Genomic DNA, 6,855 nt, shown 5'->3' on the forward strand with positions numbered 1-6,855 from the left:
AATGACTGAGTTGAAGAACGATCGCTACCTGCGCGCGCTGTTGCGCCAGCCGGTGGATGTGACCCCCGTATGGATGATGCGCCAGGCCGGTCGTTATTTACCGGAGTACAAGGCGACCCGCGCCCAGGCCGGTGATTTCATGTCGCTGTGCAAGAACGCGGAGCTGGCCTGTGAGGTTACGCTGCAGCCGCTGCGCCGCTATGCGCTGGACGCCGCCATTCTGTTCTCCGACATTCTCACCATTCCCGACGCCATGGGGCTTGGCCTGTACTTTGAAGCCGGCGAAGGCCCGCGTTTCAGCTCACCCATCACCTGCCGTGCTGACGTCGACAAACTGCCGGTGTTCGATCCAGAAGTGGAGTTGGGCTATGTGATGAACGCGGTGCGTACCATCCGCCGCGAGCTGAAGGGCGAAGTGCCGCTGATCGGCTTCTCCGGCAGCCCATGGACATTGGCTACCTATATGGTTGAGGGCGGCAGCAGCAAGGCCTTCACCAAGCTGAAGAAGATGATGTATGCCGAACCGGCCACGCTGCACCTGTTGCTGGACAAGCTGGCGGACAGCGTGATCCTGTACCTCAACGCCCAGATCAAGGCCGGCGCGCAGTCGGTGATGGTGTTCGACACCTGGGGCGGCGTGTTGACCGGGCGCGATTACCGCGAGTTCTCGTTGCACTACATGCACAAGATCGTCGATGGCCTGCTGCGTGAGAATGACGGCCGCCGCGTGCCGGTGACGCTGTTTACCAAAGGCGGCGGGCAGTGGCTGGAGGCGATGGCTGCCACCGGCTGCGATGCGCTGGGGCTGGATTGGACCACCGACATCGCCGACGCTCGTCGGCGCGTGGGCGATAAAGTGGCGCTGCAGGGCAACATGGATCCGTCGATGCTTTATGCTTCCCCGGCGCGCATCGCGGAAGAAGTGGAGACCATTCTGGCCGGTTTCGGCCACGGCAACGGCCATGTGTTCAACTTGGGCCACGGCATCCATCAGGATGTGCCGCCTGAGCACGCCGGCGCCTTCGTCGAGGCGGTGCACGCGCAGTCGGCGAAATACCACCGTTAAGGATTTGATGTGACCGATATGCAGGCCCTGCGCGCCGAACAGCTGCGGCGCGCGGCTGAAGTCATTCGCTACGACGATCTGCCGGCCGACCCGCCGGCCTTCATCGCCGGTGCCGACGTGGGCTTCGAGCAGGAGGGGGCGGTGACGCGCGCCGCCATCGCCATCCTGCGCTATCCGTCGCTGGAGCTGGTGGAGTATCAGGTGGCGCGTATCGCCACCGTCATGCCTTATATCCCGGGTTTCCTGTCGTTTCGCGAATACCCGGCGCTGTTGGCCGCCTGGGCTCAGCTGCGGCAAAAGCCGGGGTTGATCTTCGTCGATGGACATGGCATTTCGCATCCGCGGCGTCTCGGCGTCGCCAGCCATTTCGGCCTGCTGGTCGATGTACCGACCATCGGCGTGGCCAAGAAGCGCCTGTGCGGCAAATTTGCGCCGCTGGACGCCGCCGTCGGCGCGCTGGCACTGTTGGAAGATAAGGGTGAACAGCTGGGCTGGGTATGGCGCAGCAAGGCGCGCTGCAACCCGCTGTTCATCTCTACCGGTCACCGCGTGGGCGCCGACAGCGCGCTGGCGTGGGTGCAGCGCTGTATGGCGGGCTACCGTTTGCCGGAGCCGACCCGTTGGGCTGATGCCATCGCATCGCGGCGCCCGGCGTTTCAGCGTTGGTTGCAGCAGCATCCGGAGGTGTCGCCATGAGCGATTTCGGGTACACTGCGCCGCAGATAACGCGTAAGAGAGTAAAGCATGCTACGTAACCCGATTCATTTACGTCTGGAACGGCACGAGGCTTGGCAACATTTGACCTTTATGGCCAGTTTGTGCGAGCGTATGTACCCGAATTACCAGATGTTCTGCAAACAGACCGAGTTCGGCGATCCGGCGGTTTATCGCCGCATTCTGGATTTGGTGTGGGAAACGCTGGTGGTGAAGGACGCCAAGGTCAACTTCGACAGCCAGCTCGAGAAGTTGGAAGAGGCGATTCCGTCGGCGGAAGATTACGATCTTTACGGCGTTTACCCGGCAATTGATGCCTGTATCGCATTAGGGGAACTGATCCATTCGCGGCTCGGCGGGGAGACGCTGGAGCACGCCATCGCCATCAGCGAAACATCGATTCGCACCGTGGCGATGTTGGAAATGACTCAAGCCGGTAAGGAAATGACCGACGAAGAGTTGGGCAGTTTGCCTGCGGTAGAGGAAGAATGGGATATTCAATGGGAAATTTTCCGCCTGTTGGACGCCTGTGAAGAGCGCGATATAGACCTGATCAAGGGGCTGCGATCCGACCTGCGAGAGGCCGGTGTCAGCAACATCGGGATAAATTTAGCGCAATAAGGCAGCAAAACGTGATTTAACGCCTGATTTGTCATGCCTTAAGGCTTCACATCCGCACCCTGTCTGGTCTACATTTGGGGGGCGTAAAAAAAGTGGCTATCGGTGCGTGTATGCAGGAGAGTGCTGTCAATCGGCATATCCGTCGCACTCGATGCTTTGCAAACGATAAACACACTGTAAGGATAACTTATGAACAAGACTCAACTGATTGATGTAATCGCGGACAAGGCTGACCTTTCCAAAGCACAAGCTAAACTGGCTCTGGAATCCACCCTGGCTGCTATTACTGAGTCTCTGAAAGAAGGTGATGCAGTACAATTGGTTGGCTTCGGTACTTTCAAAGTAAACCATCGTAGCGAGCGCACTGGCCGCAACCCACAGACTGGCAAAGAAATCAAAATCGCAGCAGCCAACGTGCCTGCGTTCGTTTCTGGCAAAGCACTGAAAGACGCTGTTAAATAAGACCGCGCCTCGGTGAAAAGATTAAACAGAGGGGCGATGGCGCCCCTTTTGTTTACTCGTCGGGTGCTCATGGCCGCCGGCATCGCCCTCGGTCTGAGCGCCTGCAGTTTCCATTCCGATATTCCCAGCTTTACCGCCAGCGGCTTTGTGGCCGATCAGGGCGTGATACGCCTGTGGCGTAAAGACGATGAGCAACATCGTCCGCAGGTGCTGGTCAGTGTCTATAGTCCCTACCGGGGGCCGGGCACCATCACTACGTTGTACACCTATCAGGGCGACGTGCTGCGCCAAATCAAACGCAACGATGCCGACGGCGATCGAGACTCCATTCAACTGCGCTTTGCCGACGACGGCACGGTGAGCTTTATGCAGCGCCAGCTGGCGACACGCCGCGAACCGCTGACCAGCGATGAGATAGCACTGTACCAATATCAGGCGCGACGTATCCTCGAGGTCAGCAATGCGCTGCGCGCCGGCAAGGTGAAATTGCTGCAGGGGCGTTGGATGCAGGGCGAGGTGCAAACCTGCGACGGCCAGCGCTTAAAACCTGGGTTGGATGCCACCGCCATCGGCTGGATCGAAAAACGCGCCCGCAGCAGCAGCCGGCCGGTGAGTGTCGCCTGGTTGGAAGCGCCGGAAGGCAGTGAACTGCTGCTGGTGGCGAACGACGACTTCTGCAGCTGGGAACCGAAAGAAGACCAGCTATAAAAAAGGCCCCGCGCTGCGGAGCCTCTTGCCATGACCTTATAAGGTCAAATCACTTGCCGCGCGCAATCGCGCGATAACCGATATCTTTGCGGCAGAAGCTGCCCGGCCACTGGATGCCTTCCGCCAGCTGATAAGCGCGTTGCTGCGCCTGCGCCACGGTGTCGCCCAGCGCCGTCACGCACAGCACGCGGCCGCCGCTGGTGACGACGTCATCGCCCTGCAGGCGCGTACCGGCGTGGAAGACCTTACCGTCGGCGCTTTCCTGTTGCGGCAGCCCCTGGATCACCTCGCCATTGCGATAATCACCCGGATAACCGCCGGCCGCCAGCACCACGCCGAGCGCAGGGCGTTCGTCCCAGTCAGAGCTTTTCTCGTTCAGGCGGCCTTCGGCACCCGCCAGGCACAGCTCCACCAGATCGGAGCGCAGGCGCAGCATGATCGGCTGAGTTTCCGGATCGCCAAAACGGCAGTTGAATTCGATCACCTTCGGCTGGCCGTCGGCGGAGATCATCAGGCCGGCATACAGGAAGCCGACGTAGGTATTGCCTTCCGCCGCCATGCCGCGCACCGTCGGCCAGATCACCTGATCCATGGCGCGCTGGTGGATTTCGTCGGTCACGACCGGCGCCGGAGAGTAGGCGCCCATGCCGCCGGTGTTCGGGCCGGTGTCGCCGTCGCCGACGCGCTTGTGGTCCTGGCTGGTGGCCATCGGCACCACGTTCTCGCCATCGACCATCACGATGAAGCTGGCTTCTTCGCCGTCGAGGAACTCTTCCACTACGATGCGATGACCGGCGTCGCCGAAGGCGTTGCCGGCCAGCATGTCACGCACGGCTTCTTCCGCCTCCTGCAGCGTCATCGCGACGATCACGCCTTTACCGGCGGCCAGGCCATCGGCTTTGATGACGATCGGTGCGCCTTTGCGGCGCACATAGGCGAGTGCCGGCTCCACCTCGGTAAAGTTTTCATATTCGGCGGTCGGGATGCGGTGGCGCGCCAGGAAATCCTTGGTGAAGGCTTTAGAGCCTTCGAGCTGCGCGGCGGCCTGCGACGGGCCGAAGATTTTCAGACCGGCGGCCTGGAAGGCGTCGACTACGCCGATCACCAGCGGCGCTTCCGGCCCGACGATGGTCAGACCGATGTCATGGCTCTGGGCGAACGCGACCAGGGCAGGGATATCTGTGGCGGCGATCGCCACGTTCTCCAGATTGGCTTCCAGCGCGGTGCCGGCGTTGCCCGGCGCAACGTAGACTTTGTCCGCCAGCGGAGACTGGGCGGCTTTCCAGGCCAGCGCGTGCTCGCGCCCGCCGTTGCCGATAATCAAAATGTTCATCAGGGGCTCCACGAATGGCGTGCGCCGGAGCGCACGCGGCAAAAGGAATTAATGGCGGAAGTGACGCATGTCGGTGAAGATCATCGCGATGCCGTGTTCATTGGCGGCGGCGATCACTTCGTCGTCGCGGATTGAGCCGCCAGGCTGGATCACGCAGGTGATGCCGACCGCCGCGGCGGCATCGATGCCGTCACGGAATGGGAAGAAGGCGTCGGAGGCCATGGCGGATCCTTTCACTTCCAGTCCTTCGTCGCTCGCTTTGATGCCGGCGATCTTGGCGGAATAAACGCGGCTCATCTGGCCGGCGCCTATGCCGATGGTCATATTGTCACGTGCATAAACGATGGCGTTGGATTTCACGAACTTGGCCACTTTCCAGCAGAACAGCGCATCACGCAGTTCCTGCTCGGTCGGCTGGCGCTCGGATACCACGCGCAGATCGGCGGCGGTCACCATGCCGAGATCGCGATCCTGCACCAGCAGCCCGCCGTTGACGCGCTTGAAGTCCAGCCCCGCCACGCGTTGCTGCCACTGGCCGCAGGCCAGCACGCGCACGTTCTGTTTGGCGGCCAGCAGGGAGCGCGCTTCCTGGGTGACGTTTGGCGCGATGATCACTTCCACGAACTGGCGGCTGATGATCGCCTGCGCGGTGGCGGCGTCCAGCTCGCGGTTAAAGGCGATGATGCCGCCGAAGGCGGAAGTCGGGTCGGTTTGGTAAGCGCGCTCGTAGGCGGCCAGGATGTCGTCGCCGATCGCCACGCCGCAAGGGTTGGCGTGCTTGACGATCACGCAGGCCGGTTCGGCGAACTCTTTCACGCATTCCAGCGCGGCGTCGGTATCGGCGATGTTGTTATAGGACAGCGCTTTGCCCTGCAGCTGCTCGGCGGTCGCGACGGACGCTTCCTTTACCTCTTCTTCTATATAGAAGGCGGCCTGCTGGTGGCTGTTCTCACCGTAACGCATATCCTGCTTCTTGATGTAGTTGAGGTTCAGGGTTCGCGGGAAGTGGCCGGACGGCTGTTCGGTCTCGCCGTGGTACGCCGGCACCAGCGCGCCGAAGTAGTTGGCGATCATGCTGTCGTAGGCGGCGGTGTGTTCGAAGGCTTTGATGGCGAGATCGAAGCGGGTGGCATAGCGCAGCGAGCCGTCGTTGTTGTCCATCTCGGTAATGATGGCGGCGTAGTCGCTGCTCTTCACGACGATGGCGACGTCTTTATGGTTCTTGGCGGCGGAGCGCACCATGGTCGGGCCGCCGATATCGATATTTTCGACCGCGTCTTCCAGCGAGCAATCTGGGCGCGCCACGGTTTGGGCGAACGGGTACAGATTGACGACCACCATGTCGATAGGCTGGATGTCATGCTGATTCATAACCGCGTCGTCCTGGCCGCGGCGGCCGAGAATGCCGCCGTGGACTTTCGGGTGCAGGGTCTTAACTCGTCCGTCCATCATCTCCGGGAAGCCGGTGTAGTCGGAAACTTCGGTAACGGGCAGACCGGCGTCTGCCAGCAGGCGGGCGGTGCCGCCGGTGGAGAGCAGTTCAACGCCGCGCTGGGAAAGCGCTTCGGCGAATTCAACGATACCGGCTTTGTCAGACACGCTGAGCAGGGCCCGGCGGATTGGACGAGGTTGTTGCATGGTTTTATCCCTTGGCTTTGAGTCGCAATTAAAGAGCGTTACGTGAATGTCCACCTCGTTCTCTCTATAAGGAAGGGTTTTTTGCCTTATAAGGGAGGGGCAGGCACATATTCAGGTAGCGCCCCCATAAAAAGGGGGATCGTTTCGTCGCGGGGAATTGTAGCGAAAACGTTTGCGTGGCGCTCGTAAATTTTCCGTGCAAATCGCATCTGTGGATAACACTGTGCGCAAGTGGGTATAAGGCGGGGTTTTGCTGTGGAATGCAGCGAACGATCGTTTTTGCTGAAAATACCTGTTGCGGCCTGCGAGGAAC

The 6,855-nt window shown here is 60.8% G+C and carries 8 protein-coding genes; 5 read left to right on the forward strand and 3 right to left on the reverse strand.

What is annotated here, in order from left to right:
- The first annotated feature begins 1 nt into the window (after nt 1).
- From hemE to N6G83_RS52155, 5 genes are all read left to right on the forward strand, one after another.
- The gene (hemE, locus tag N6G83_RS52135; protein WP_025304949.1) at nt 2–1,066 is read left to right on the forward strand and encodes a uroporphyrinogen decarboxylase; all 1,065 of its coding nucleotides are present in this window, start codon (nt 2–4) and stop codon (nt 1,064–1,066) included.
- A gap of 9 nt (nt 1,067–1,075) precedes the next feature.
- A complete protein-coding gene (gene nfi, locus N6G83_RS52140) occupies nt 1,076–1,762 on the forward strand; it encodes a deoxyribonuclease V (RefSeq protein ID WP_025304950.1) in 687 nt (228 codons plus the stop codon).
- A gap of 48 nt (nt 1,763–1,810) precedes the next feature.
- The gene (locus tag N6G83_RS52145; RefSeq protein WP_025304951.1) at nt 1,811–2,401 is read left to right on the forward strand and encodes a YjaG family protein; all 591 of its coding nucleotides are present in this window, start codon (nt 1,811–1,813) and stop codon (nt 2,399–2,401) included.
- Between the two features lie 189 nt (nt 2,402–2,590).
- On the forward strand, nt 2,591–2,863 hold the full coding sequence (gene hupA, locus N6G83_RS52150; protein WP_004929874.1) for a nucleoid-associated protein HU-alpha: 273 nt from the start codon (nt 2,591–2,593) through the stop codon (nt 2,861–2,863).
- Between the two features lie 36 nt (nt 2,864–2,899).
- On the forward strand, nt 2,900–3,571 hold the full coding sequence (locus tag N6G83_RS52155; RefSeq protein ID WP_080271274.1) for a DUF1481 domain-containing protein: 672 nt from the start codon (nt 2,900–2,902) through the stop codon (nt 3,569–3,571).
- Nucleotides 3,572–3,620: 49 nt separating this feature from the next.
- Here N6G83_RS52155 and purD read toward each other — a convergent pair whose 3' ends face one another.
- The 3 genes from purD to N6G83_RS52170 form a co-directional block, all read right to left on the reverse strand.
- Entirely contained in the window at nt 3,621–4,904 is a 1,284-nt protein-coding gene (gene purD, locus N6G83_RS52160) for a phosphoribosylamine--glycine ligase (RefSeq protein ID WP_015376331.1), read from the reverse strand.
- Nucleotides 4,905–4,952: 48 nt separating this feature from the next.
- Entirely contained in the window at nt 4,953–6,542 is a 1,590-nt protein-coding gene (gene purH / locus N6G83_RS52165) for a bifunctional phosphoribosylaminoimidazolecarboxamide formyltransferase/IMP cyclohydrolase (RefSeq protein ID WP_089180508.1), read from the reverse strand.
- A gap of 86 nt (nt 6,543–6,628) precedes the next feature.
- Nucleotides 6,629–6,855 (reverse strand): hypothetical protein (locus N6G83_RS52170; protein WP_260524332.1); only part of this gene is annotated, 227 nt, incomplete at its 5' end.

The sequence above is a fragment of the Serratia sp. PL7 genome (genome assembly GCF_945957435.1).